Source organism: Staphylococcus shinii (genome assembly GCF_017583065.1).
GTDB lineage: Bacteria > Bacillota > Bacilli > Staphylococcales > Staphylococcaceae > Staphylococcus > Staphylococcus shinii.
Genome location: NZ_JAGEVL010000007.1, coordinates 333556 through 356604, shown reverse-complemented (window position 1 = coordinate 356604; position 23049 = coordinate 333556). Strand labels below are relative to the sequence as shown.

The following is a 23049-nucleotide window of genomic DNA, read 5'->3' as shown; positions in this document are numbered from 1 at the left end:
AAGGTCCCACTTTTGTCTGTTCATATATTGATACATCTCATATGCCCCATTGCAGTATTTTAGCGTTCATATTTCAACATAAACGTAGATAGTAAACAAGAAATATTAGAAGAAATAAATTTGTATCATACAAACCGTTTTATTTATGTTTTACATGGGTAAAAGTTAACGTCGGATTTACAATATTGAGGAGTGTTTTTATGAATCAAATTAATGAATGTAATTATATCAATCCTTCTAATATTTCACTTGATTGGGAATGCTTTGTACTAAGCAAAAGTGACATGGAACTAGATGGATTGCCAAAGGAACTCATTAATTCTTGGATGGCACAAAATATCATTGAACCTTTTTCTATTAGAAACAACGAAATTAATTTTAAAACAACAGATATAAAAGCTGCCTTAGAAAAACAAAATTGGTATTATGACAATTAAATTATTAATTAGCTAACTCTACGTTATGTCGATATAAACTTAATGCTCGCTTGGCAGAAGCTAAAACTTCATGATCAAAATAGTTACTATAGAAATACGAATTTAATGCAATAAAGCTTGTTTCATTTTTCGGAAAATTTTTGTCGCCAATAATATTATGCGCAAGTTGCCCGAGTGGTGTATCATCTTCTATAAAACCGATTACAAAATTATAAAATGTCATAAGCATTACCTCGATTATCAATATTTTAATCGTTACAGTGTTTTCAATTATGTGAGCGTTTGTTTAATCATAACAAATAATAATGTTTTGTCTATCACGATACATTTATAAATTTAAATGTTTATAAATTAAATACTGCTATGACAATATTTAATTTGAATTGTAAAATTTACAAAGTTTTTTTAATTTAATGTTAATTTCATAAATTAAACTATAGATAGAGCCTGGGACATAAATCCTAGATAAATAGCACTTAGATGATTCAATTCAATCCTCTAAGTGCTTCTTTTTTATTCAATACTTCGTATTGTTAGCTCGCTTTCTTAGAGGACAGCTTCAGCCTGTAGTCTTCAACTTGTCCTGTTCCCCAAGAGTCTCGCCAAAATACGGCGCAATCATATATAATTTTATGTTAAAATGCTTTGAAAATTAAAGTCCTACTTTTTCAATGTAGCCAACTTAATTGATCAAACAAACATAACAATTACAAAACTCAATAAATTCAAAACAAAACCACCTTTAAATTAAATAACCATTCTTATACTAAAAAATGAAATTATATGTATAAAACAATTGTTTACAAATATATTTTTAAGCTAATCAATATATGAAACGCTCCCTTTTTGTTTATTAAAACTTCTTATTTTAAACGTAAAATTTTGCCTTTTAACTAAAAAAGCTATAAAGCAATCCAAAATGATAAATTACTTTACAGCTATTATGAGTATATTTTTTAATTGTGATTATACTAACACGTTACCATTTTGATCTGCTGGTTTGAACAATGTTAATATTGCGCCTATGATAGCTAAAATTTGTGGAACACCAGTCCAACAAAATACTAAGAATAATAATCCCATTCCTGTTTTTCTAGCATAAAATTTATGAATACCAAAGCTACCTAAAAAAACGGCTAAAACAATGTAAATAACTTTATTTACTTCATTCATATTTTTATCTCCTTACTTATTTATATTAACTCCATTATACATCAAACTATTTAATAAATTAAATAATATTACATGTTATCATAATATATTTCGAAATATGATTGCTCTAATTTCAAAATATTTGTATAGCTATTAGGCATAATTTCAGTACTTAATTCGATAAACTTATCTAAAATTAAAATTATCAAGTAAGCATTATACTTAGCATCTTTAAACTTGTGTTTGATTTGTTCAATAACCATATTTTCTTCTAAGAGCACAAGTGCACGCCCATAAGTTTTATCTACTTTACTTCTTTGAAAAGCAGGCTCTAAATAACTAAGTATATCGTCTACACTACTATATGTTTCAAGGCCAGTACGGATATGCAAATGAATTTTGTCGGCGATTTCTCTAATTCTTTCATCTTCTTGTCTATTTTTAGGCATTAAATCATTGCGAATCAAGTTTTTTTGTTCAACAATATCATTTTCTATTTGATTATATGACTCTACATAATCGCTAACACTTTTCGACTTCAATGTTTCAACTTTTTGCTCAATCTTTTTCAAATTACTATCATATTCTTTCATTATTTCTCCCTCTTTCCCCCTTCGAATAATTAAAGCTTACTACTTTTTATCCTATCTTTACCGAGTGAAACCTTAAAATTCATCCTATATGAGAGTGCAAATTAATGATAAGATGATAATGTTATAAGATTAAATGTTACTACAGTTAAATTTTTTAAGATTTACATAAATTTTGCACAAAGTTAATAGTTTCTTGAGTGCATACACAGAAAAAGGAGGTGTGGTATTTTGAGTCTACATTTCATGGTTGTTTTTTGGTTATCAGTAATTTTCTTAATTTGCGGTATAGGCGCCCTTATTGCATACAAAGTAAGAGGTTCACAACAAGCTAAAGAATCTTTACTTGGCGTTACTGTCATGCTTCTTGTTTTTGGTATTGTAGGTATACTATTCTCATTGATATTTAGTTAAAAAATAAATGTTAACTTAAAGTTTTTACAAGAATCTATAGATCTATAATCCAAAATGCGTTATATCTTATTTCTTAACGTAAACCAAACAACACAAAATACTTAACACGCCCCTATAGGTGATTTTGGAAAAACAAATTAATAATGCTTTTAAGTAGGAACAAGGCAGAAATCAATTTTTAATTTTGATTGTTGCCCTGTTCTTTTTTACTAAAATTAAACTACATCCTTTAATCTAGCAGAAAAGTGTAAATGATTAATATTACTATTGCTAAAACAAAAAAATAAATAAAACGTTGAAAAGTACGTTTCTTTTCATGCCGTATTTCATCTTTGGCATAATTTTTATTTTCATGTAACCTAGTGTTAATAAACAAAAACGGCATTGTAGCTAAAAATGCAAAAATAAGACTTAATATTATAATAATAACTATGTTCATAGGCTCACCTCTAAAAAACATTGTTTTTCTTAATTCTTATTCCCTGTATTTTGGATTTTAATGAAGGATTGATTGAATATTAGCAACAGTATTACAACTTTTTGATTTATAATTAAATTAAATTGGATTTAGCTCGGATAAAAACTTTTAAAGGAGGAACTATTATGAATTTAACTTATTTACCACAATGGGCTGTTATTAACCAAAGTCAAAAACAATTTGTTATACAAGAAGATAACACATCGCTATCAATTGTTAGCCCTATAAATGATTATGCCATGGGGATTTTAAGCCAGGTGTATTTTGATGTCGATGGAGGAGTAATAACAAACTATAAAATAGAAAATAACAGCAAATCTTTAATTATTGAAATCGATGAATCAAAGAAACGGTTAATAATTAAAGATATTTAAAACGCTACATTCTAAACAATAATTCAGAATAAATATTAGATATAGATTTTCACTTATTAAAGCAATTAATGGGTATACTATTTATAGCATGTGTTATTTATTTTATCTAAAATAAGATAGGTGAGTGATTTGTATGAAATTTTTCAGAAATTTATTGTTACTCGTATCTGGTGTATTAGTCGTCCGCGCGCTTTTATTAAGTGTTGATAATTCAACTAATAATAAAATAGAAAACAAAGTGAGTGTTCAAGATAAACAAAAATAATAAATTAATATTAATTTAACTAACAATCATTATTTTGAATTTTAATGATTGTTAGTGTTATATTTCTGACTTTAGTTTATATTTCAAAGAGAGGTAAATATGCAACAATTAAAAACTAAAATTGAAAATTATCAAATCTATATATATTTTGCTGCCATATTGCTTGGTGTAATTGTGGGATTAACATTAGATTATACATCTACATTACTTGAATCATTAATCCCTATCTTTATTGGAATTTTAATGCTTAGCATGTTTTCACAAATTCCTTTTTTTAACTTACGTAAAAACGTTCTAAGTGTTAAATATATTATAGCTTTAGTTCTATCAAATTTCGTACTTATCCCTATTTTGGTGTTTTGTCTAATCTCTTTATTCAATATCACTTCCACTGCTATATTGATAGGTATAATGCTCGTATTGTTAACGCCCTGTATTGATTATGTGGTTGTCTTTACCTCATTGGGCAAAGGCAATGCACAATATATGTTGTTTTCTACGCCTATTTTGTTTATTTTACAAATTATCTTATTGCCCTTATACTTCGCTATTTTTAATAAAGAAAATTTATTTACTTCTATAGATTTAGCGCCCTTTGTTCAATCATTTATCATTTTTATCGTATTACCACTAGTGATTGCTATGCTATTACAATATTTTAGTAAGCGTACTTTGATTATAGCGAAAACTTTGAATATCACTGAATGGTTACCAGAAATATTTATGTCATTCGTACTTTTTTCAGTGGTTGGTTCTCAAATACATAAAATCACTCATGATTTAAATATCTTAGCTACTGTCGTCCCAATCTATATTATATTTATGATTATCGCTCCTTATATTGGATATATGTCAGGGAAATTATTTGCGTTAGAAACTGAGACTTTACGAACATTAGCTTTTAGTTCAAGTACAAGAAATGCTTTGGTTGTATTACCTTTAGCTCTTTCATTACCAGATAGATTGGTCACAATCACAACAACTGTGATTATCACACAAACGCTGGTTGAGTTAACAGGAGAGATTTTCTATATAAAAGTAATACCAAAATTAATTAAATAATGCTTACTATAAAGTTTTTATAATCAACACCCCGTTTTCTGATATAAAAAAAGTTTTTTATTATATCAGAATTACATATCATGCAATTAAAACATTTGCTATAATAGATATCAATCGTAGAATATTACCTTTTGATTTAAAGTCTTCATATAAGTTAATACTTTAATACGTTTGAGCATAAATTCATTAAGTTTCATATTGGATTTAAACTATTAAACTGAGGAGTTGGATGTTTTGAAAAAATTTATTTTAGTTTTATTAGGGGCACTAGGTACTGCATTTTTAATCAAACCTTTGTTAACAGTTGTAATCGATGACGAAGATGAAAGTGTTGACGAGGATCGAACAAACGAACAATTTTAAACTACTGTATGTAAATACGATAGGTCAATTATGAGTATTTTCAAAAGCGCCAACAAACTCTTAAGAGTTTGTTGGTTTTTTTGATATTTCTAGTCACAATTCAATTATTGTTATTTTGTGTAAATTTACTATAAAATAGATATATAGTTTTTAATTTATAATGATTATGTACCAATTTAATCCATTATACCTTTAAGTCCTCTATACATGTGAAATTTCTAAATTTGAGGTGATTTGATGCAAATACTAAGAAAAGTGACTGACAATGACGCCCTTGTATATTATATAAAAACTGATCTAGGTTTAATCATTAAAATTAAATCTAATCCTTCTTTAAACAATGCCGAAACAAAACAAATGTTGATTGACGTAGCAAAGGAAATGGATGATAAATTGAGGAGTAATATAGAATAAATAACAGTTTCTATATTCTTTATATTCAAAAATTTAATGACGGTTTGTAAAGGCTTCCTTCATTACTGTTGTTTAATAACAATTTTAAAAACTATTCACTTCTTTAGGTATCTATATGACAATCCTATTTAGATGAACTGTGAAAAGATCTGTAGTTAAAGATTTTTTCGCAGTTTTTATAATTATGTACTGAATTAATCCAAAAATACTTAGAGATTAAATAACAAGAAAAAAGCGCCATCTCTAAGGATGGCGCAAATCTCGAAAATATAATCCACACTAGAGTTTGGAGGACTTCTTGTGCTTATTTATATCTACCCTTAAATTATTTAATAAAAACATGAATAACTAAATTATTTTTAAATCCCTTAATTTTATTTATTAATTCAATATATTCATTTTAGCATTTTTGCTAATATATATTTTGATGTTTAAGAAAAAAATTAAATGAATCCAATCATACTGTTGGAAAACAATTTAATAAAAAGTTATCCTATAGATAAAGCATTAAATGAAATGAGTAATTAAATAATCGTTATTCGTAGTAATAATTTACAACGCAATTCTATTTAGTTATGTATTAACTTAATAATAGAACTGTTTTCAATAAAAAGGGTGATGAAATGGAAGTACTACGTAAAGTTTATAAGGACGATGAACCAATCTATCATGTCAAAACTGACAAAGGATCAGTCATTCGGATCAAAGGTTCTGACGAACTAACAGAACAAGAAACTGAAGAACTATTAACACTCGTATCTCAAGATATTGATAAAATGAAAAAATAAACGATTATATTTTATAAAATACTACAAAATGTATAATACATAATCTAATTATTAGGTGCATGTTTAAATAAAGGGGCAATTAAGCAGTAAAACACCTGTATAAGATAAAAAATACATTAACTGTAGTAATATACTGAGATAAAAGGTTAATATTATGTTTCGAATAAATAATTCCGATATAGTAACACATACGAAATGCGTGAATGTGAAACCTAAACAAAGTTTTAGATTTCGAATTCACGTATTTTTAAATTATATTTTCAGATTATTAATAGTCTAAATCAATTTGAAAAGTTATGTGAGGGATATTATCTTCTAAATAAACATCTGAAACGCTTTCAAAGCCAAATAACTCATAGAATGACTTAAGATATGCTTGACCAGATATTCTAACAAGCGTTTGTTTGTATCTCTTTTTTATCTCATCAAGTGTGGCTTTTACAATTTCCCTACCATAGCGAGATTTTCTATATTTTTCTACTACTAGCACCCTACCGAAAGTGATATAAGATGGATGTTCAATAATACGAGTATATGCAACGATTTCTTCCCCATTTTTGAGCATTATATGCAAAGTATTTAAATCAAATTCATCTACTTCTTGATAAACACAATTTTGCTCAACTATGAATACATTGACCCTAACTTGGAACACTTTAATCAATTCCAAATTCGACATTTCTTTTGTGTGCTTTATAACTAATTCCAACCCCTATTTCTCCAATTAAAAAAGTACTAGCTCTATCCTTCCCTACTAAAAACGAGGATACTAAGAATAAATCTAGCACTATCAACAAAATTAATCCATGAAAAGAAAAACATACAAGAGTTAACGATTTAATTCGTAGCCAAGTAAAAAACTCATTTACTTTATAGTTATTCACTCATTTTAGCCAGTTTATTATATCTTAAAATTTATATTTTCTATTGCTCAACAATTTGAATTAAATTACCGCATGTATCATCAAATATAGCATATTTTACACCTTCAACCTCTTTAGGTTTTGTATAAAATTCAATCCCTTTATTTAATAATATTTCATATTCTTTTTCCAAGTTATCTACACCAAACATAGTTACCGGTATACCCGCTGCATATAATCCATCTTGATAGTTTTTAGCAATTGGACTTTCATTAGGCTCCAAAACAATTTCAACAGGGTTATTAGAATTCTCTTCAGTAACTGTTAACCATCTAAAATCACCGCCTATTTCAATATTATGCTTTAATTTAAAGCCTAATTTTTCGGTATAAACTTGTTGTGCTTTATCTTGACTATTAACAAAAATACTCATAGCGATTATTTTCATTATTGATCTCCTTTGTCATAATTTATTATTTTATACATATGCCCTAATTAAATTATTTTGACACATACTTACAATTAACTATATAAATTACACTTTTCTATATCACTATAAAAATTAATGTAAATATACAATTTTTTATTTAATTTACTAAAATAAAAAAACATAAATTTTGTAATACTACTACCTATATATTACAATTAATAGTGGTAGTAGTATTATCTATTTTTTAGGAGTGAATGGTTGTGAAAATTCTTAACGAATTACGCGAAAAATCAAATTTAAGCATATCCAAACTAGCTATTAATTTGAATAATGGCTATGGTACAGATATCAGAAATTGCCAAATATGGGATTGGGAAAATGGCTATCGCACAATTTCAGAAAAAGACGCTGCAATGTTAGCAGACTATTTTAATGTTTCAGGAGAAACATTTATTTCATAATTGCATCCAACGGAATGTAATAATAAATTAAGGGACAATAAATTGTTACTAAAGGCTATGACATAGCAAATGTCATAGCCTTTAATCTTGAGAATGGTTATATAAAATTCCCTTAACAATAAACTCTATTATACAAAACACTTTTTTTATACTGCTTGATTTTTCTCTATTACTATTCCATTTCAACTCTTATTTTTCAAATTTTCCAGTCACTTTATTTTTTGTAAACAACAGTAATAAAGTAGTCAACACCTTCAATGCTATTTGTTACTGATGGCGTGACACTCACTAATTCCCAATGCTGTTTCTCATCCACGTTTTTTAAGAATTCGTTGACACGTTCATCAAATTCTTCAAAACTTTCTTCATATTGCATATGCAATGTTTTTATCTTCATAGTAATCTTTCCTTTCCACAATTTTTTTCATAACTAATTATAAATCTATGAATTTTCCGTAACAAACATTACGAGACTTACTTAGTTTGATTAAACACTTTTATTGTAAGGATACTTTTTAAATTTTAGAAATACGTATTTCATTATCTAACCAATCAACAATTTCTTTGAAAATACTTAAATTATAAGATGATTCATTTAATATTTCATGTTGTAATCTATCATAAATATGGATGGATTTATGTTCGGATCCAATTTCTTGGTATAATTGTAATGAGTCATGATAACTTACTAAACCATCTTCTTTTCCATGTAATATCAAAATATTATTCGTAAATCGCTGCGCATTATTATTCAAATATGTTATGCCATCCATTAATGTAAAAATTAATCCCATGGATATGTGTTGAGCATTTAATTGGTCTATTTCATATTTTCTAATAACTTCAGCATCAGAGCATAGCCCCTCTCCTAATTCATTTTTGATATAAGTATCTGATGAAATGTTTCGATTAGGATTACCGAATAGTTTATTGTTATAGCGTGTTAAGGCACCAGATGTAACTACTCCATCTACAGTACCAGGATAAAGCGTTTCAAATAGAGTGACAGTATAACCACCCATGCTATGTCCAATGAGGTATACTTTACCTTCAAAAGTATTTTTCACATATTCTATTATCGCCGTTAAATCTTCGACAATTTCATACATATTACTATAATAAGTTTTCGCTCCTCCAGATCTCCCATGTCCTCTTTGGTCATATCTTATTACATTAAACTCGTTTTCGTTTAAATATGTTGTTAAAACATCGTAACGATCTAAATGTTCCGCTAACCCATGTGCTATGATTATATTTGCCTTCGCTTCTGGACAATCATTAATTTTAGTGTATAGTTTCGTATTATCTGATGAAGTTAAATATTTAATATAATGCATCTCGTTCACTCCTCAATTTTTAAATTCTATACTCGCAATTATGTCTACCCTTATTGTATCAATTTACACTCACGTTTTTATGTTATTACTTATCTGCTCGTTGCAAATTTTATTTTGATAGCGCATATAAAAATAGTTTCAGTCTAATTAATTTGTTATACTCAAAACAAGCAAATCTCAATAAAGAAGGATAATTTTCTTATGTACAAATCAGTAGACTTAATAAATTCAGTATTTAAATTTACAAATGACATTAATATTAAAACTTTGGAAACAGAAATTTTTAATGAGGAATATGAAAGTTGTACTTTTCAAACTAATAAACAAACTTTCAGAAGTAGAATCGCTAAAAAAACACCAAATAAGCGAGGCTATTTTGTAGTATTTTGGACTAAAGATAACGCTAATAAAAACAGACCCTTTACATTTGATGAATCTTGCGACAAATTAATTATTGCAGTAATTGATGAAAGTCAAAAAGGTTTATTCATATTCCCAAAAGATGTATTAGCTAAAAAGAATATTATAGCTAATAAAGATAAAAAGGGAAAAATGGCAATGAGGATTTATCCATCTTGGGAATACAATTTAAATCAAACTGCATTTAAAACTCAAAAATGGCAATTAAACTATTTTATTGATTTAACTGGTAATGTTGATAAAGTTTTATTAAACAATTTATTAAATTAAAACCTCACCTACCAAATTCAAGCAATATTATAAAAACGTAACTAAATCAATTCTCTGCGTTTTACACTCTTAAAACTGAAAAATAATTACCATCTCTACACATAATCAGTTTAATTTTTGTATTATTGATGAAGTTTTGATATAGCTTATATCATAATAATCCGCCATACTTTTTAAAAATTGTAATAGATATATTTCGTCTATTTCTTCACGTTTAAATGCTTCTTTTAAATAATTATGCAAGTTCTTTTCTGATGAACTACATTTATTTTTAAAATACCCCCACATGTGGTCGTACGCATTAATTATTGATCCACTATTTGGTTTCGTATTTAATGCATCGTTAATTAAATTTTCAACTTCTTCAATCGTTGTATCAATTTTCAATTGTTCTCTAATTAATCGATATTTATTTTGATCATGCCATAGTACCTCATACTTATGTTGTTTCCATAATTGCTCAATTTGGTATTGTTTGCTCATTGTTATGTATCCTTTTCGCCTCTCCAATTAAAAGATATATTTTAATAAAAGATTATATTTTTGGTATTAAGTATAATACATTTACGACGTAATATTTGCTTATTTCTATTGTCTGTATAGATAGTATTACCTTATTTTCATTATCACAAACCAGAACATTATCAGTATTGCTGTTATTATAATTAAAGCTATTAAACTAAAAAACAATGCTAATACTATGTTCTTACAACTTTTTAATTACAGTTAATGATATGCTTACATGGGAGCGTGATATAAGTGTCAAAATATATATTGTCTTATAATTTAAACTCAATTTCATATGGATATGAAAAATTACCTGCACAATTAAAGTCTCTAGGTAATGCGCTATATATTTACAGTGGCTTGTGGTTTTTACAAAGTGACTTAGATAAAAATACAATTTGTGAAAGCATCAAAACATCTTTTAATGATACTGATGACTTTCTAATTTTTGAAATTGAACAGAGCCCTTTGGGTACATTAAACGCACAAAAATATTCTGAAATTCAAAAACTACTAGATGCATAAAATTTTGATTTATTTAGATAATGTCTAATATTTCTTAATAAGACATCTTATAAAGGTTTACTACTCAAAAATGCGTTTATAACACATATTGAATTATTGTCACTTTCTATCTTAGAGAAATACTTTTTTATGCATAACTCACTTTTCCACAGCGGAACAATGAATGTTCATTAGAGTAACGTATGACAGCTCACCATCGCTTTTTCTCTTTCTTATAAACTTTGTTATTTCTGACATATATAATTCATTTTAAATACAAATATACCAAGTTACATACATTTTGTTTGTTTTAAATTTTAGCATTTTGTATATTATTTATAGAATGGTCTAAAAATATTTTTGAGGTGAATAACATGGCAGATGAAAGTAAATTTGAACAAGTTAAGGGAAACATAAAAGAGACAGCAGGCAATGTTATGGATAATAAAGAATTAGAAAAAGAAGGTAAAGAAGATAAGGCTTCTGGTAAAGCAAAAGAAGTAACTGAAAATGTTAAAGACAAAATCAATGGTGTTATCGATAAATTAAATAAGTAAAAATAATTTATGTAAGATCACAATACTAATTATTGTGGTCTTTTTTATAACTAAATTTACAACAATTCATTAAATAGGTCAAAACAGATTTCTTTAAAATTAAATCTTATCAGTCTACATATAAACGTAGCACACTTTATAGTTGCAAAAACGTTTATATGTAGTACAATTGAATAAAACATACTATTTCTATAGGGATATTAGATTCATGTTTATATAGTGAATTTAAATTTTTAAAAGGCAATTTTAAGGGGACATTATGAAAATTATAAAATATGAAATTGGTAATATAGATATTAGTTACACAGTCAAGACACTTAAAGGTCATGTGTTTACGCATGCATTCCCTAAAGATACACCGTCAGATAATGTTCAACGTTATTTGATGTTGTTATCAAATACTGTGGATGAAAGAAAAGTTAAATAAACATTTTAATTTGTATAACAAAGGAGTGAATCAGCCAACTTATTGCTTTAATAAGTTGGCTGATTCACTCCTTTTTACTTATTCATATTATTTATTAGTTACCTAACATTACAAATTATCCATGAAAAATGATTTTATTTGTTCATCTTTTATAAAGTAATAAGACATTTTTCCTTCTTTGTATTTATCAAGTACCCCTTTTTTATATAATAATCTTAAATGATGTGACGTTGTTGCGATACTCATATTTAGTAATACAGATATATCACACACACACATTTCACTTTCTTTTAATAAACCAAGTATAATTTTGACTTTAGTATCATCAGAGATCTTGCTAAAAATACTTAATAGTGATTTAGATGCATTTTCCTCTATAAAATTCTGTGCATTTTCAATTTTCTGTTTATGTATAAATTGCACTTCACAAGTATAATCGTTAGCCATTTCTTCCACTCCCTTAATTCATAATTAAATTATAAATAGTTTGTACTGTTTCATTTTCAATTATAATAAATAATCCTAATCCAATATATATTACAGATATTATCCAACGATTAAATCTCTCAATTACTTCTCCAATACCTGGAATTTTTGATAAAATTTGCGCTGAAAATACTAATAGTAGAATTAAAATAACAAATGTAATTAATGTAGTTATCAATTCTACAATATTTAAAGTTACAAAATACGGCACAAATAAACCAATATTGTCTGCACCACAACTAGCAATGGTAACTAACGCAACGATACCAACAAGCTTACTTAACCCTTTTTCATTTAATTCTCTTTTAGCTCTCTTTTCACCACCACAATCATCAGAAATAGCTACACGAATACCTAAATAAATTGGTATTAATCCCAATAATCCTAAAATCCATTTTTCAGGAACATAGTTTAATACAAATGCTAAAAATAGACTTATGACAATTAATGCTAATGAACCTAAATATTGACCTATATAAATATCTCGATATTCTTTTCTTGTATTAGCTTTAGCAAAAAATATTAATAAAATAACTAATAAATCTACTGCTGTAGCTGTGTACAGAATAATTGCTGTAATAATAATTTGTAACATGACACACCTCATTCAAAAATACTTTTGAATGTATTATATAATATTCAATACCCTAATTAAATAGAAAATTCACTATATAATTTAGTCTTTATGCACTGGTAGCAAATCAAAAATATTCAGTTAAAATCAAAAAACGGGACCCACCTCCAAATTAAAAATTTAAGGTTTTAATGTCCCGTCAAAATAAGAAGCAAATCTATCCCTATAAACTATAGGTTTTATATTAGTATGCTTTATATTCATTAAAAAACTGAAATTGAATGTTATGCTTCAGTTTTTCACTTAATATTAATTTTTAGTTATTCATTTATTTACTGTAATGTGGGCGAATAAATACCATCTCTGATTCATAGTCATGAACCACCTTATGCGCGACTTCGGTTTTATTTGCACCACCGCCTTCCCAGTTTTGGTCTAAGGATTGAAATTGAAGATAATTGCCATCATAATTGCCGTTAGTTACAATCGCAGTATGACCAGCACCTTCCCCATAATTTTCATTAAACACTACAATATCACCTGCTGTGGCTTTGAAATCAGATGTATTTTCATAAACTGTTGCTTCACCTATAAAATTATTTTCTGCTGGAATATCTTTTGCATAATCACCCTTTAATCCATGCCCGTATAAATAATCCCACTGTTCATTTACAAGATCGAAGCATTGCCATCCATACTCTGAATCATAGTCCCAACCTTTACCGTTTAAAGTTTCAACATGATTAATTGCATCTTGTTGTGTTGCATTTGTAGCAGCTGAAGCATTACTAGATTGATTTATTACAAATATGTATAATGTTGCCGATATTAAAAGCACACTGATTTTTAAAATATACTTAAACATAAAAAGCCCCTTTGTTTATTAAAATTATTATGTAACTTTAATTTTCACTATAACTTATTTCATTAATTCTTTATACTAAAACTATTGTCATAAAACGTAAACGGAGGTAATGTAATGGAATATTTTGCTACATTATATTTTTTCACTGGTAAAATGGGTGCTGGTAAATCAACAACTGCTAAAAAAATAGCTAAAGATAAAAATGCCGTACTATTATCAGAAGATGAAATGCTTGAACAATTTTATCCAAATCAAATAAAGACATTTGATGATTACTTAACTTATTCAAATCGTATTAAACCTTTTATTAAAAATCACGTTCAAAATTTATTAAGCGTTGGTACAAATGTGGTCATGGATTTTCCAGGAAACACTCAAAAACAACGCAAGTGGCTTAGCAATATTCCTTCAGAAATCCATGTTAGCCACAAACTCATTTATCTAAATATATCAGACGAAACATGTTTAGAAAGGTTAAAACAACGAAATATAGAAAATCCTGAAAGAGCTAATTTTGACACATTAGAAACGTTTAATTATATTAGCCAGTATTTTGAAGAACCTAATGAATTTGAAGGACTAAATATATTAGAAATAACGCAGTAAACATTCACTAACATTTTCATATAAAATTAAAGAGCACTTCTTATGATTTTTTAAATTCATAAAAAGCGCTCTTTTTCTGAAAAACCTACATAACTTCAATTACTCACTTACTGCAAAATAATTACCTTGTCCGTCTTGAAAATTAAATACTCGTCTACCTGACATTTCAATGATTTCATGACCAGTTAAGCCTTTTTCTTTTAATTTTTCATACAATGCATCAAGTTCTTTCTCTTTGAACATTAAAGATGGAGTAGTAACGCTTATTTCTGGACTATATTTTTTCATGAACTCTTTTTCAATAATTGAAATTGATGTTTCAACATCATTCTTTGGCGCTACTTCTACAGCCTTAAAACCTTCTGCCATTTCTTCTTCAGAAACTACAACAAATCCTAAAATATCTGTCCAAAATTCAACTGATTTTGCTTGATCATCAACATATAACATCACTTGATTTAACTTTTCCATTCAAACCCCCCCACTTGTTTTGTATATACTTACCCTTTATATTATCGTTTAGAAACATCATTAGTAATAATTACTTCAAATCATTGATTTATCAAAATATATTAAATTTAACAATATTAAATAGCTGACATTAAGAACCTATTTAATTATAAGTAATTATATTGCAAAATATAAGATTTTATTATCACAAAACTCATTTATATATAGTACAATTAACTAATATAATTATTTTGCGTAGGTATATAGAAAATTCCATATGCTTGTTACTAATAAATTTTAGTATTGGGAGTACCTAAAAAATTATTAGTACAAAATTAAAGATATCAGAAAGATCTTTAGAATTTTATTTAAAGGAGCATATTTATGGAAGTTGTAGCTTTTAATTATGACCACGAAAACCACGAAAATTATACTTATATTGTAAAAACTATGTCAGGTGTCTTATTTTCTCATTCAGTCAACAAAGATATGTTACCACATAAAGTTACCTATGAATTACTTCAAAGAGAAAGAAAACTTGAATAATAATAATCAACTTATTACACTTAGCAAAAATGGGAAATCAAAACTAAGGGGAGTTAATATGAAAATATTAAATTATAGTATAGAACATGATGTTTTTAGTGAACTTGTTACTATTGTGGCAGAAACAGCCAAAGGAAAACAATTTAGTTTTACTTTTTCAGATAGTCACACACTTAAAGAAGTGAAAATTAAATTAGAAGAACTTGCTGATACATTAGACAACAATAAATAATTTAAATCGCCTGAAAATAGTATTAAAGAATGACACTCCTGGTAATTACCTAAACTAAATTATGAGCTACGAAATTGCAATCACTGCCATAAGTAAGGCAGTGATTTTTTTATTCAATTATTTAAACTAAAATATTCGGTCAATACAATGACTTATGTTTACCATTTGTAAGTGAAAACAAATTTGGTTACTTATCATATTTTAAAACAAATGTTTGAATTTTTAGCTATGTTATTATACAAAAACGTAAAAAATCTCATCGATAACGATGAGATTTAGATTCTATAGTTTAATTCTTGCTTTCTTAGGTATGTCTTTTTCTTTCACTTCACTATATCCTTTTACTTCTCCAACTTTATAATTTAACTCTAAATAATGATTTGTCTTTAATTTTTTAATTGCTGTATAGGTAATCTCTTTTTCATTACCGTCCTTATCATATGCTTTATTCGTATATTTATATTGTTTAGTACCTTTACCAGAATCTTTTACACTTCTAGGTTCATTAGTTTGTATATAATACTTTTCACTTGTGATTAAAGGATTTAAGTTAGCAAGACTCCTAACGTTTTTACTATCTGTATGAGATTCAGCATATAACTTCCAAAAGAATAGCGCTAAAATTATTACCACTATAAATATAAATATTTTAAAAATAATTTTCATTATTTAAACCTCCTAATTTTTAATTCAATACTAACATTTCATTATTATTGAATCGTTCGAAAATCATTACAAAATACCAACCAAATGTGACAATTTTGAAAGAAAGAGCTTATCGTGTATTCTATAAAAGTTTCTTTAGTTACATATAGTCACTTTCTAATTAACTTCAAATAACTATTGTTAAAATAGAAAAATTTAAGACTCAAAAAATAACAAACCACCCATAGATATTGAGTGGTTTGTTTAATCATAAGTATTTATTTTAAAAGTTTATCTTTTAATTGCATTGCTACAACAATAATTAGCCCATTTGAGATTCCTACTAAAATACTACCAAGTGTATTATCTAAATAATTAAATATACAGAATGAAATCGTAAGCATTAAAATTAGAGCTACTACAACAATTAAAAAAGTTCTCATAAATCTCCTTTCGTAGACGAAATTTTGATAAAGTCCTATTACTAAATTTTGTCCTATGTAATTCCAATTGGAAAGATTTATTGTTTTATAATATACCTATAAATATTTCTAATTTTACTTTGACAATTATTGTATACCTTAAGATACTTTGTACTTTAATTTTATGATAACATTGATTTAATTTATTAAGTATACTTAAAATATTGGGGTGATTTTATGATAAAAGCAATTTTATTCGATTTAGATGGAACAATTTTAGATAGGGAAACCTCATTAAAAAATTTTATTGATGTCCAATATGACAAATTTTCTAATTACTTAAAACATATTGAAAAGATTACTTTCAAAAATAAATTTATAGAATTAGACCAAAATGGGTATGTTTGGAAAGATAAAGTTTATACACAATTAATAGATTATTTTAATATTAGTCACTTAACGCCTAATATTTTTCTAAATGACTATACAACAAACTTCTGGAAACACTGTTTGCCTTACCCTAATTTATATAAAACTTTAAAGCTACTCACCGAAAATAATTATAAATTAGCTATCATTACTAATGGGAAATTCCCTTTCCAATATAATAATATTAAAGCTTTAAAAGTCGATAAATATATGGAATTAATCTTAGTTTCTGAAAAAGAAGAGGTCAAAAAACCTAACCCTCTTATTTTTGAAAGAGCTGCTAAGAAATTAGGAGTAAAACTAAATGAATGTATTTTTGTCGGTGATAGCCTAGAAAATGACTATAAAGCATCTAAGTCAGCTGGGATGTATGCGATATATAAATCAAACAAGAATCAAAATTCAATTAATATAATACCTACAATTAAAGATTTATTTGAAATACCTTGTATTATTAATAACTACAACTAACTACTCTATTTCAAAAATATTTAGCGCTAAATTCTACAAATATACTGTTGAAATGAAGAAATATCTGGAGATTTATTTGATATCTGATTGAAAAAATATAGGGAATAGAACGATTTTTCATCATAATGAAAAGCCTATAACAATTTGATTATAGGCTTTTCTTAAATTCATATTTTCTCTTTTACTTTAGTTATTATTTTTAGAAACTAATTTTCATAAGGTTCAATTAATGTAACATAATTTAAATTAACAGCTTTTTCAAACGGCGCTGTAACCACTAAAATATTTTCGTTTGATAATGTTTCATCTATCTGACTTACGGTAATACTTCCACTTTTATAATTATCATGTATATATAAGAATACACCATTGTTTTTATCGTTATTCAAGTAGTGTTTAATGACATCTAGTCCCATAATTTCCCCTCCTTTTTTATTCTGATTTTACAGAATTTATTTAATCCTATATTAGCCACTTGATTCTATAAAAAATATATACTTAGATATTTAAACGTATTATACCTGTAATGCTATAGTATTCTCTAGTGTCCATTCTATATTCCCTTAAAAATTAAAATTACGTATAATTGTTAATTTATTATTGTCCACTATCTTAATTGTATTTTAAATTCTTTAATTTCTTTCTTACTATTCAAAACAAATATTTTCTTTTCATTCTCTAATTTCCTAAATTTCTTTAATAAAAATGGCTTACGATATTTAGGATAATTCCAAATATATTTTAAAAATGTAAGATTTATTCTTTCTTTACAATCTTTTCCCATATCAATTCGAGTTTTGCCGAAGTTTTTCAATAATCTTTTAAAAACCCTGTAATAACAAATTCTTCTAGGTAAATTTAAAAATATAATAGTATCAGCTGACAGTAATCTTTCTTCCAAAATACCAGTATAATTGCCATCAATAATCCATTCATTTTTATCTAGTAAGGAATTTTGAATTTTGAATTGTTCGTCTTTTGTAGTCATAACCCAATTAGGTTTCCAAAATAATTTATCTAAATGATAAACAGGAATTTCTAATATATGTGAAAGTTCTCTTGATAATGTTGATTTACCAGAACCCGATGATCCAATAACTATTATTTTACTCATATTTTAATTACCTTTCAGTTTGAATATTCCCCTAATTATGCATGCCCAGAACTATATAAACTGATATTACAATAGCGTTTTCGAAAATCCAGAAGACTTCTTTTCAAATCCATTATTATAATAAAAACTATGTGCATTATCTCTTTCTAATCTATTACCACTATTTAAAGTGATTACTTTACACACTAGTTGGGTTGCTAATGCTTCCGACTCTTTTAACAAAAATGTTCCATAGCCTTTTCCTCTATAATTGGAATTAATAACGAAAGCTAGTAAACGCATATATTCTCCTTCTTTTTCATAAAAAAGCATTTTGCACATACCACTCAAACCAATTATCACATCATTTTTAATTAAAAGTAACAAATAATAATCTTTATGGTTACATATCTTTTTTAAACGACTGGCCAACTTTTCTTTTGTTGTTGGATAGCCTAACTCTTTATATAAATCTAACAAATCATCCATATGGTTAATATCTTTTTCTACAAATAATCTTGTCTTTAATGTCATAATCTAACCTACTTACTCGTATAATTTTATATGCGACTTATCTAGGTTATAGTAGCCGAATCAACCTAGTAATATATCAAAAGTATACTGGAGATTTTTTATATGGCGCTTAATTTATAATAAACTAGAGGTTTTGACTAATTATATATCTAAAATGGTTTTAAATACTATTTTCATGAATTATTAGAGTTATCCGAAAAAAATTTCGAAATCAATTTAAAAAAATGCTTTGGAGATTCTAGGTTAGCTAAATGCGCTGTATCAGGTATTGTACTATTTTTTACATAAGGAATTTCTTTAATCATTAGTTTAGATATATCATGAAAGTCTTGAACATCGCATTCACCATTAATAATTAATACAGGGATTTGAATATTTTTTATCTGTAATATATTATCTTCTGTTTCTATTTCCACGCATAGAAAATCTGGCTCAGGTTTAGTTAAAAATTTCACCTGCATATCAATGATTAATTGTTTCACATCTGGGTTGATAAGCTCTGGTGCTCTATTTCTTTGTATCCAAGTCGTATAGTTAAACTGTGCTGTTTCTTCTATTTTATCTTCTTGTAATAATCTTTCTTCTTTTTCTTCATATTTTTGTAAGAAAGTAGAGTCATTCCATCCACTTAAAGCAGGAGACAAAAGCGCTAAACTCAGACATTTTTCTGAGTATTCTAGATAAAAATCAATAGCTATTTTTCCGCCGAATGAAGCAGCTAAAATATGGATGTGATTGATGTCTAAATATATAAGCAGTTCATTTATAATTTTATAATAAGAGTAATTTCCTCCAGTGAAATCACTTAAACCGAAACCAGGAAGGTCAAACCTAACTACTCGATATTTTTCTGATAATAAGTGAAATTCTTTATCCCACATACGTGAATCTGCAATCCCGGCATGAATTAATAATACATTTTCACCATTCCCTTTTGATTCAAAATATATATTAGCTCCTGTAGCGTTAAAAATACCTTTAAATTCATTTATTTGCATGAAATACTAACCTCCGATTTATATTCATAAATAATGAGTAACACTTAAAACATTAATAAGGTAGGCACATTTCTAGTAATATACCAAAAGTATACTGGAGATTAATAATTCACTGAATCATCAAAATATTTATTTTTCAAAAAATAATAACTAATATAAACATGACTATATATTGTCCGAATTATTTTTTTAAGTGCTCAGCGAAACAACAATTGATTTTTAGTTTACTATACATTAAAACGTATGAAACGAAAATCTACTAAATGATCAAACATTTCACTTGTGCTTATATGTGAAATTAAACACAGCTCTGTATTAATATTAGTCAATTATGGTGCTAATCCAATGATAATTTATTAATTATAGATTTTAATAATACAATTTGTCCAAAATGTCGATTAGTATGAAGAATAGCAAAATGAATAGATTCATTAAAATTTTCCATAACTATGTCTGCATCTTTAAGAACAATTGCTTCCTTTCTATCTTTCATTAATTGCTCTTCTAATCTATTAAATATTCTATCAAATTGTTCGTCCAACAATAAATTCAGTTCCTTAAAAGAAGGCTCATTTCCATCAAAATCTGTTGGCGATGTACCCCATAGAAAATATTTTGCAGCAGTTTGCTTTAATGCATTTTCCCCATTAATAGTTTCAAATACTAAAAAATCATTTAACAAAATTAAATGACCTAATTGCCATTTAATATTATTATTAGCGACGCTCGGTTGAAAAGTAGCTTTATCTTCATCAATATCTTTTAAATGTTTTTTTAATAATTTATACGATGCTTGAAATTGTTCTTTAATCATTTTATAATCCCTCACTTAGAAAATTATTGGATTTACTATAAACTTCTTAGTGTTAAAACACTAGCATTTATTTTTATTTATTGCAAAAAACTAATATATGTCAATTTTAATTTTTATCTATTCGAATATAAATTAAGGTAATAAAAATACAAGCCCTCAACCATAAAGGTTAAGAGCTTGTATATAAAGTCGATAAATTTTTATTAAAATATTTATATATTAAATATCACTATAAGTCTTGTTGTATTACCTTTAGAATTCAAGAAGTAATATATTAACCACCTGCGCCACCATAACCAATATGTACGTCGGTTACATTATCGTTATTTGTATTAAACATTACGCCTATATCATTATTTGGTCTATAAACATATATATCATTTGAATTTTCATGTGTTTTCATCAATTGAATAAAAGAGATAAAAAGGATTTGAATATTGAAATCAATATCATACTCATTATAATCTTCATAAAAACATTTACTTTGTTTATAAATGAAAACATCAGTATATTGAGTGCTTTTAGCTAAAATATCAATTATATTCTTTTTCACTCACATTTTAATACTCTTTATACTTTTTATTGTGATAGTGATTCTAAAATCATTTGTAGTGGTCTTTATTTTTATGAAAATAGAAATTCAAGTATATACATATCAATCCAACAAGTATAAATACACCATGACTTATAATTTCTAATACTAAAGAGCTATCCAAATCAAATGCTTTGAATACAAGAGGTTGTATAATTATTATAGCCAACAAATATAGACCTACTTTATTAGAAGTAAAGTACTTTGCCACAATAACACACACCTTTCTATATAGACACTACTTTACCATTTCTCTGTGCAATACATAGATTTTGACAGAGTTGTTATTTATCTAAAACATCTTCATTAAGGATTAAAAATGCAATGACTCCAATAGGTACTCCTAACAATGGTGTGACAAATATACTTGCCACAAATACATAAAATATCAACATCCAAACGTCATCAGATTCCCATTTTTTATTTAATAAATAATGCCACATTTCTTTCAAGCTCATAACAAAAACCACCTTTTGTATTTTAACCAATTTAATTTTATTTAAATATAGACTATCATAATATCTAACATAATAAAAACCCGATTATCACGATGAGTTCATATCTATTCTGTAATTATTACAAACAATATTTCACTTCTCCCATTATTGTTAACCACAGATTCAATAATATATTCTTTATTTTGATATCTAATTCTATGATTTGTCTTAATTCCTTCTCGATTTCGAATGACTAAGCCTATAGGCGTTTGATTTTGTGTGATTTTCCAATCTTCTGATTCAGTACTCTTCAAAGTCTTAATATCTACCTATGATTTAACAATTCTACTTTTTTCAAAATCATCTATATATGGTGCTTAACTTTCTTTTTTAACAATATTAATTTTATTATTAAAATGATACGCAATTATTCAATTATTCCTTAAATTGCTCTTAAAGATTGTTCAAAGTTATAAAATAGTCCAACATAGACGCTGTAATCTATACACAATTTTTTGGTTATTAGTGTTTAATATGCACACTATTTCCGTTACGATCTGTTTCAAAATCTGTGTTGATTAAGCACCATTAAAATATCGAATATTTATTATAGTTAATTTTTTCTTCTGCAAGTCTGCATCGTAAACTTAACCTTCTAGCCACTAGTGACGTTCTATACGCCTTAAAGTCATATCTTTCCATTTCATTTACCTATCCAGAATTTCAAAAATAATCTGTGATA

Annotated in this window: 39 protein-coding genes; 17 read left to right on the top strand and 22 right to left on the bottom strand. The window is 26.6% G+C overall.

The features are described 5' to 3' along the window. Window positions 1-200: 200 nt before the first annotated feature. Entirely contained in the window at window positions 201-437 is a 237-nt protein-coding gene (locus tag J5E45_RS11455; protein ID WP_039068707.1) for a hypothetical protein, read from the top strand. A gap of 4 nt (window positions 438-441) precedes the next feature. Here the strand turns inward: J5E45_RS11455 and J5E45_RS11450 are convergent, their stop codons facing one another. From J5E45_RS11450 to J5E45_RS11440, 3 genes are all read right to left on the bottom strand, one after another. After that, entirely contained in the window at window positions 442-660 is a 219-nt protein-coding gene (locus J5E45_RS11450) for a YozE family protein (protein WP_039068706.1), read from the bottom strand. Window positions 661-1403: 743 nt separating this feature from the next. After that, window positions 1404-1610 (bottom strand): TM2 domain-containing protein, encoded by a 207-nt coding sequence (locus tag J5E45_RS11445; protein ID WP_119586019.1) that lies wholly within the window; start codon window positions 1608-1610, stop codon window positions 1404-1406. Between the two features lie 68 nt (window positions 1611-1678). Beyond that, window positions 1679-2182 (bottom strand): hypothetical protein, encoded by a 504-nt coding sequence (locus J5E45_RS11440; RefSeq protein ID WP_119586017.1) that lies wholly within the window; start codon window positions 2180-2182, stop codon window positions 1679-1681. A gap of 228 nt (window positions 2183-2410) precedes the next feature. Between J5E45_RS11440 and tsaT the strand changes: the two genes are divergently transcribed. From tsaT to vraX, 7 genes are all read left to right on the top strand, one after another. Beyond that, window positions 2411-2593 carry a type II toxin-antitoxin system toxin TsaT gene (gene tsaT / locus J5E45_RS11435; protein ID WP_039068703.1) on the top strand — a complete coding sequence of 61 codons (183 nt, stop codon included), beginning with the start codon at window positions 2411-2413 and terminating at the stop codon, window positions 2591-2593. 603 nt (window positions 2594-3196) lie between these two features. Beyond that, on the top strand, window positions 3197-3445 hold the full coding sequence (locus tag J5E45_RS11430) for a hypothetical protein (protein ID WP_039068700.1): 249 nt from the start codon (window positions 3197-3199) through the stop codon (window positions 3443-3445). A 133-nt stretch (window positions 3446-3578) separates the two neighbouring features. After that, window positions 3579-3710, top strand: coding sequence for a hypothetical protein (locus tag J5E45_RS14470; RefSeq protein WP_256093177.1), 132 nt, complete (start codon window positions 3579-3581; stop codon window positions 3708-3710). A 99-nt stretch (window positions 3711-3809) separates the two neighbouring features. Beyond that, complete coding sequence (locus J5E45_RS11425; protein WP_208182249.1) at window positions 3810-4772, top strand: arsenic resistance protein; 963 nt, start codon at window positions 3810-3812, stop codon at window positions 4770-4772. A 234-nt stretch (window positions 4773-5006) separates the two neighbouring features. After that, window positions 5007-5135 (top strand): hypothetical protein, encoded by a 129-nt coding sequence (locus J5E45_RS14465; protein WP_256093178.1) that lies wholly within the window; start codon window positions 5007-5009, stop codon window positions 5133-5135. Between the two features lie 237 nt (window positions 5136-5372). After that, window positions 5373-5549, top strand: a complete 177-nt coding sequence (locus tag J5E45_RS11420) for a hypothetical protein (RefSeq protein WP_172643895.1) — start codon at window positions 5373-5375, stop codon at window positions 5547-5549. Window positions 5550-6172: 623 nt separating this feature from the next. Further along, window positions 6173-6337 carry a C1q-binding complement inhibitor VraX gene (gene vraX, locus J5E45_RS11415; RefSeq protein ID WP_157822551.1) on the top strand — a complete coding sequence of 55 codons (165 nt, stop codon included), beginning with the start codon at window positions 6173-6175 and terminating at the stop codon, window positions 6335-6337. 268 nt (window positions 6338-6605) lie between these two features. On the opposite strand, the gene J5E45_RS11410 is transcribed toward vraX, so the two are convergent. Both J5E45_RS11410 and J5E45_RS11405 read right to left on the bottom strand, forming a co-directional pair. Beyond that, window positions 6606-7046 (bottom strand): GNAT family N-acetyltransferase, encoded by a 441-nt coding sequence (locus J5E45_RS11410; protein ID WP_208182248.1) that lies wholly within the window; start codon window positions 7044-7046, stop codon window positions 6606-6608. Between the two features lie 215 nt (window positions 7047-7261). Further along, window positions 7262-7648, bottom strand: coding sequence for a VOC family protein (locus J5E45_RS11405; RefSeq protein WP_119586399.1), 387 nt, complete (start codon window positions 7646-7648; stop codon window positions 7262-7264). Window positions 7649-7890: 242 nt separating this feature from the next. On the opposite strand from J5E45_RS11405, the gene J5E45_RS11400 reads away from it, so the two are divergent. Next, the gene (locus J5E45_RS11400; protein WP_052253447.1) at window positions 7891-8091 is read left to right on the top strand and encodes a helix-turn-helix domain-containing protein; all 201 of its coding nucleotides are present in this window, start codon (window positions 7891-7893) and stop codon (window positions 8089-8091) included. A 214-nt stretch (window positions 8092-8305) separates the two neighbouring features. Here J5E45_RS11400 and J5E45_RS11395 read toward each other — a convergent pair whose 3' ends face one another. Continuing rightward, window positions 8306-8488 (bottom strand): hypothetical protein, encoded by a 183-nt coding sequence (locus tag J5E45_RS11395; protein WP_069792495.1) that lies wholly within the window; start codon window positions 8486-8488, stop codon window positions 8306-8308. A 118-nt stretch (window positions 8489-8606) separates the two neighbouring features. Further along, window positions 8607-9428 (bottom strand): alpha/beta hydrolase, encoded by an 822-nt coding sequence (locus tag J5E45_RS11390; protein ID WP_119586379.1) that lies wholly within the window; start codon window positions 9426-9428, stop codon window positions 8607-8609. 201 nt (window positions 9429-9629) lie between these two features. Between J5E45_RS11390 and J5E45_RS11385 the strand changes: the two genes are divergently transcribed. Continuing rightward, window positions 9630-10118, top strand: a complete 489-nt coding sequence (locus tag J5E45_RS11385) for a MepB family protein (protein ID WP_101050284.1) — start codon at window positions 9630-9632, stop codon at window positions 10116-10118. A 105-nt stretch (window positions 10119-10223) separates the two neighbouring features. On the opposite strand, the gene J5E45_RS11380 is transcribed toward J5E45_RS11385, so the two are convergent. Beyond that, entirely contained in the window at window positions 10224-10601 is a 378-nt protein-coding gene (locus tag J5E45_RS11380) for a DUF1722 domain-containing protein (RefSeq protein ID WP_101050286.1), read from the bottom strand. Between the two features lie 276 nt (window positions 10602-10877). Between J5E45_RS11380 and J5E45_RS11375 the strand changes: the two genes are divergently transcribed. The 3 genes from J5E45_RS11375 (at window position 10878) to J5E45_RS11365 (ending at window position 12113) form a co-directional block, all read left to right on the top strand. Then, window positions 10878-11150, top strand: a complete 273-nt coding sequence (locus tag J5E45_RS11375; RefSeq protein WP_039068691.1) for a hypothetical protein — start codon at window positions 10878-10880, stop codon at window positions 11148-11150. 353 nt (window positions 11151-11503) lie between these two features. Further along, a complete protein-coding gene (locus tag J5E45_RS11370) occupies window positions 11504-11686 on the top strand; it encodes a CsbD family protein (protein WP_069792497.1) in 183 nt (60 codons plus the stop codon). Between the two features lie 259 nt (window positions 11687-11945). Beyond that, window positions 11946-12113, top strand: a complete 168-nt coding sequence (locus tag J5E45_RS11365) for a hypothetical protein (protein WP_182477873.1) — start codon at window positions 11946-11948, stop codon at window positions 12111-12113. A gap of 108 nt (window positions 12114-12221) precedes the next feature. Here J5E45_RS11365 and J5E45_RS11360 read toward each other — a convergent pair whose 3' ends face one another. The 3 genes from J5E45_RS11360 to J5E45_RS11350 all read right to left on the bottom strand — a co-directional run bounded on the left by J5E45_RS11360 (window position 12222) and on the right by J5E45_RS11350 (window position 14038). Beyond that, entirely contained in the window at window positions 12222-12560 is a 339-nt protein-coding gene (locus tag J5E45_RS11360) for an ArsR/SmtB family transcription factor (RefSeq protein ID WP_101050288.1), read from the bottom strand. Between the two features lie 13 nt (window positions 12561-12573). Continuing rightward, window positions 12574-13194: a CadD family cadmium resistance transporter gene (locus J5E45_RS11355; protein ID WP_039068686.1), complete on the bottom strand. Its 621-nt coding sequence runs from the start codon at window positions 13192-13194 to the stop codon at window positions 12574-12576. Window positions 13195-13501: 307 nt separating this feature from the next. After that, window positions 13502-14038 carry a CHAP domain-containing protein gene (locus tag J5E45_RS11350; protein WP_101050292.1) on the bottom strand — a complete coding sequence of 179 codons (537 nt, stop codon included), beginning with the start codon at window positions 14036-14038 and terminating at the stop codon, window positions 13502-13504. Window positions 14039-14152: 114 nt separating this feature from the next. Between J5E45_RS11350 and J5E45_RS11345 the strand changes: the two genes are divergently transcribed. After that, a complete protein-coding gene (locus tag J5E45_RS11345) occupies window positions 14153-14644 on the top strand; it encodes a P-loop nucleotide/nucleoside kinase family protein (RefSeq protein ID WP_119586349.1) in 492 nt (163 codons plus the stop codon). A 99-nt stretch (window positions 14645-14743) separates the two neighbouring features. Here the strand turns inward: J5E45_RS11345 and J5E45_RS11340 are convergent, their stop codons facing one another. Further along, window positions 14744-15115 (bottom strand): VOC family protein, encoded by a 372-nt coding sequence (locus tag J5E45_RS11340; RefSeq protein ID WP_039068682.1) that lies wholly within the window; start codon window positions 15113-15115, stop codon window positions 14744-14746. 363 nt (window positions 15116-15478) lie between these two features. Between J5E45_RS11340 and J5E45_RS11335 the strand changes: the two genes are divergently transcribed. Then, the gene (locus tag J5E45_RS11335) at window positions 15479-15640 is read left to right on the top strand and encodes a hypothetical protein (RefSeq protein ID WP_182477871.1); all 162 of its coding nucleotides are present in this window, start codon (window positions 15479-15481) and stop codon (window positions 15638-15640) included. Between the two features lie 58 nt (window positions 15641-15698). Further along, window positions 15699-15872 carry a hypothetical protein gene (locus tag J5E45_RS11330; RefSeq protein WP_172643893.1) on the top strand — a complete coding sequence of 58 codons (174 nt, stop codon included), beginning with the start codon at window positions 15699-15701 and terminating at the stop codon, window positions 15870-15872. 282 nt (window positions 15873-16154) lie between these two features. Here J5E45_RS11330 and J5E45_RS11325 read toward each other — a convergent pair whose 3' ends face one another. After that, a complete protein-coding gene (locus tag J5E45_RS11325; protein ID WP_208182244.1) occupies window positions 16155-16538 on the bottom strand; it encodes a YxeA family protein in 384 nt (127 codons plus the stop codon). Window positions 16539-16795: 257 nt separating this feature from the next. Next, window positions 16796-16960, bottom strand: coding sequence for a hypothetical protein (locus J5E45_RS11320; protein ID WP_208182237.1), 165 nt, complete (start codon window positions 16958-16960; stop codon window positions 16796-16798). Window positions 16961-17176: 216 nt separating this feature from the next. Between J5E45_RS11320 and J5E45_RS11315 the strand changes: the two genes are divergently transcribed. Beyond that, window positions 17177-17839: an HAD family hydrolase gene (locus J5E45_RS11315; RefSeq protein ID WP_208182236.1), complete on the top strand. Its 663-nt coding sequence runs from the start codon at window positions 17177-17179 to the stop codon at window positions 17837-17839. A 206-nt stretch (window positions 17840-18045) separates the two neighbouring features. Here the strand turns inward: J5E45_RS11315 and J5E45_RS11310 are convergent, their stop codons facing one another. The 8 genes from J5E45_RS11310 to J5E45_RS11275 all read right to left on the bottom strand — a co-directional run bounded on the left by J5E45_RS11310 (window position 18046) and on the right by J5E45_RS11275 (window position 22621). Next, on the bottom strand, window positions 18046-18255 hold the full coding sequence (locus J5E45_RS11310) for a hypothetical protein (RefSeq protein WP_119605384.1): 210 nt from the start codon (window positions 18253-18255) through the stop codon (window positions 18046-18048). Between the two features lie 191 nt (window positions 18256-18446). Continuing rightward, on the bottom strand, window positions 18447-18953 hold the full coding sequence (locus J5E45_RS11305) for a DNA topology modulation protein (RefSeq protein WP_101094366.1): 507 nt from the start codon (window positions 18951-18953) through the stop codon (window positions 18447-18449). Between the two features lie 66 nt (window positions 18954-19019). After that, complete coding sequence (locus J5E45_RS11300) at window positions 19020-19466, bottom strand: GNAT family N-acetyltransferase (protein WP_039068674.1); 447 nt, start codon at window positions 19464-19466, stop codon at window positions 19020-19022. A 173-nt stretch (window positions 19467-19639) separates the two neighbouring features. Continuing rightward, complete coding sequence (locus J5E45_RS11295) at window positions 19640-20464, bottom strand: alpha/beta fold hydrolase (protein ID WP_208182234.1); 825 nt, start codon at window positions 20462-20464, stop codon at window positions 19640-19642. Window positions 20465-20801: 337 nt separating this feature from the next. After that, window positions 20802-21278 (bottom strand): DinB family protein, encoded by a 477-nt coding sequence (locus J5E45_RS11290; protein ID WP_069792504.1) that lies wholly within the window; start codon window positions 21276-21278, stop codon window positions 20802-20804. Window positions 21279-21552: 274 nt separating this feature from the next. Further along, window positions 21553-21831 (bottom strand): hypothetical protein, encoded by a 279-nt coding sequence (locus tag J5E45_RS11285; RefSeq protein WP_208182232.1) that lies wholly within the window; start codon window positions 21829-21831, stop codon window positions 21553-21555. 323 nt (window positions 21832-22154) lie between these two features. Beyond that, complete coding sequence (locus J5E45_RS11280; protein WP_157822553.1) at window positions 22155-22328, bottom strand: VraH family peptide resistance protein; 174 nt, start codon at window positions 22326-22328, stop codon at window positions 22155-22157. 104 nt (window positions 22329-22432) lie between these two features. After that, window positions 22433-22621 (bottom strand): phage head completion protein, encoded by a 189-nt coding sequence (locus tag J5E45_RS11275; protein ID WP_208182231.1) that lies wholly within the window; start codon window positions 22619-22621, stop codon window positions 22433-22435. Window positions 22622-23049 lie beyond the last annotated feature (428 nt).

Excerpts from the sequence above, each read along its gene's own strand:
- J5E45_RS11330 (WP_172643893.1), top strand. The coding sequence starts at position 15,699 with ATGAAAATATTAAATTATAGTATAGAACATGATGTTTTTAGTGAACTT.
- J5E45_RS11280 (WP_157822553.1), bottom strand. The coding sequence starts at position 22,328 with ATGAGCTTGAAAGAAATGTGGCATTATTTATTAAATAAAAAATGGGAA.
- J5E45_RS11440 (WP_119586017.1), bottom strand. The coding sequence starts at position 2,182 with ATGAAAGAATATGATAGTAATTTGAAAAAGATTGAGCAAAAAGTTGAA.
- J5E45_RS11295 (WP_208182234.1), bottom strand. The coding sequence starts at position 20,464 with ATGCAAATAAATGAATTTAAAGGTATTTTTAACGCTACAGGAGCTAAT.
- J5E45_RS11305 (WP_101094366.1), bottom strand. The coding sequence starts at position 18,953 with ATGAGTAAAATAATAGTTATTGGATCATCGGGTTCTGGTAAATCAACA.
- J5E45_RS11345 (WP_119586349.1), top strand. The coding sequence starts at position 14,153 with ATGGAATATTTTGCTACATTATATTTTTTCACTGGTAAAATGGGTGCT.
- vraX (WP_157822551.1), top strand. The coding sequence starts at position 6,173 with ATGGAAGTACTACGTAAAGTTTATAAGGACGATGAACCAATCTATCAT.
- J5E45_RS11315 (WP_208182236.1), top strand. The coding sequence starts at position 17,177 with ATGATAAAAGCAATTTTATTCGATTTAGATGGAACAATTTTAGATAGG.
- J5E45_RS11350 (WP_101050292.1), bottom strand. The coding sequence starts at position 14,038 with ATGTTTAAGTATATTTTAAAAATCAGTGTGCTTTTAATATCGGCAACA.
- J5E45_RS11385 (WP_101050284.1), top strand. The coding sequence starts at position 9,630 with ATGTACAAATCAGTAGACTTAATAAATTCAGTATTTAAATTTACAAAT.
- J5E45_RS11335 (WP_182477871.1), top strand. The coding sequence starts at position 15,479 with ATGGAAGTTGTAGCTTTTAATTATGACCACGAAAACCACGAAAATTAT.
- J5E45_RS11290 (WP_069792504.1), bottom strand. The coding sequence starts at position 21,278 with ATGATTAAAGAACAATTTCAAGCATCGTATAAATTATTAAAAAAACAT.
- J5E45_RS14470 (WP_256093177.1), top strand. The coding sequence starts at position 3,579 with ATGAAATTTTTCAGAAATTTATTGTTACTCGTATCTGGTGTATTAGTC.
- J5E45_RS11365 (WP_182477873.1), top strand. The coding sequence starts at position 11,946 with ATGAAAATTATAAAATATGAAATTGGTAATATAGATATTAGTTACACA.
- J5E45_RS11420 (WP_172643895.1), top strand. The coding sequence starts at position 5,373 with ATGCAAATACTAAGAAAAGTGACTGACAATGACGCCCTTGTATATTAT.
- J5E45_RS11310 (WP_119605384.1), bottom strand. The coding sequence starts at position 18,255 with ATGGGACTAGATGTCATTAAACACTACTTGAATAACGATAAAAACAAT.
- J5E45_RS11430 (WP_039068700.1), top strand. The coding sequence starts at position 3,197 with ATGAATTTAACTTATTTACCACAATGGGCTGTTATTAACCAAAGTCAA.
- J5E45_RS11355 (WP_039068686.1), bottom strand. The coding sequence starts at position 13,194 with ATGTTACAAATTATTATTACAGCAATTATTCTGTACACAGCTACAGCA.
- J5E45_RS11380 (WP_101050286.1), bottom strand. The coding sequence starts at position 10,601 with ATGAGCAAACAATACCAAATTGAGCAATTATGGAAACAACATAAGTAT.
- J5E45_RS11340 (WP_039068682.1), bottom strand. The coding sequence starts at position 15,115 with ATGGAAAAGTTAAATCAAGTGATGTTATATGTTGATGATCAAGCAAAA.
- J5E45_RS11450 (WP_039068706.1), bottom strand. The coding sequence starts at position 660 with ATGACATTTTATAATTTTGTAATCGGTTTTATAGAAGATGATACACCA.
- J5E45_RS11360 (WP_101050288.1), bottom strand. The coding sequence starts at position 12,560 with ATGGCTAACGATTATACTTGTGAAGTGCAATTTATACATAAACAGAAA.
- J5E45_RS11445 (WP_119586019.1), bottom strand. The coding sequence starts at position 1,610 with ATGAATGAAGTAAATAAAGTTATTTACATTGTTTTAGCCGTTTTTTTA.
- J5E45_RS11325 (WP_208182244.1), bottom strand. The coding sequence starts at position 16,538 with ATGAAAATTATTTTTAAAATATTTATATTTATAGTGGTAATAATTTTA.
- J5E45_RS11425 (WP_208182249.1), top strand. The coding sequence starts at position 3,810 with ATGCAACAATTAAAAACTAAAATTGAAAATTATCAAATCTATATATAT.
- J5E45_RS11390 (WP_119586379.1), bottom strand. The coding sequence starts at position 9,428 with ATGCATTATATTAAATATTTAACTTCATCAGATAATACGAAACTATAC.
- J5E45_RS11370 (WP_069792497.1), top strand. The coding sequence starts at position 11,504 with ATGGCAGATGAAAGTAAATTTGAACAAGTTAAGGGAAACATAAAAGAG.
- J5E45_RS11395 (WP_069792495.1), bottom strand. The coding sequence starts at position 8,488 with ATGAAGATAAAAACATTGCATATGCAATATGAAGAAAGTTTTGAAGAA.
- J5E45_RS11320 (WP_208182237.1), bottom strand. The coding sequence starts at position 16,960 with ATGAGAACTTTTTTAATTGTTGTAGTAGCTCTAATTTTAATGCTTACG.
- J5E45_RS11300 (WP_039068674.1), bottom strand. The coding sequence starts at position 19,466 with ATGACATTAAAGACAAGATTATTTGTAGAAAAAGATATTAACCATATG.
- J5E45_RS11405 (WP_119586399.1), bottom strand. The coding sequence starts at position 7,648 with ATGAAAATAATCGCTATGAGTATTTTTGTTAATAGTCAAGATAAAGCA.
- J5E45_RS11455 (WP_039068707.1), top strand. The coding sequence starts at position 201 with ATGAATCAAATTAATGAATGTAATTATATCAATCCTTCTAATATTTCA.